This window comes from Streptococcus hillyeri, assembly GCF_003686955.1.
Taxonomy (GTDB): domain Bacteria; phylum Bacillota; class Bacilli; order Lactobacillales; family Streptococcaceae; genus Streptococcus; species Streptococcus hillyeri.
In genome coordinates, this window is the sequence record NZ_RCVM01000081.1 from 1 (window position 1) to 254 (window position 254).

Sequence of the window (254 nt, forward strand, 5' to 3'; positions counted from 1 at the left end):
TTGTCTAACCTGACCACGTTTGACTTCGTTGTGAATGGTTTGAGGAGCTTTAGCTAATCTCCTAGCGATTTCACGATTTGAGAGCCCTTCTTGAAGCCAACGTTCAATCATTCTACGTTCAGTTAGTCACGACAAACGCATGAAATCTTCTATTTCCATTTTGCAAGTGTTGAAAGTTTTTTGCCCTAAAGCAATTGTTTTAAATACTTGTCAAAGGACAGACTTAGGGCATATTTCTTACGACGCAGACTCAT

1 protein-coding gene is annotated in these 254 nt (G+C 39.4%); it reads right to left on the bottom strand.

Going from position 1 to position 254, the window contains the following annotated elements:
- Nucleotides 1-111 (bottom strand): helix-turn-helix domain-containing protein (locus tag EAF07_RS10515; protein WP_142925616.1); only part of this gene is annotated, 111 nt, incomplete at its 3' end.
- Between the last annotated feature and the right edge of the window lie 143 nt (nt 112-254).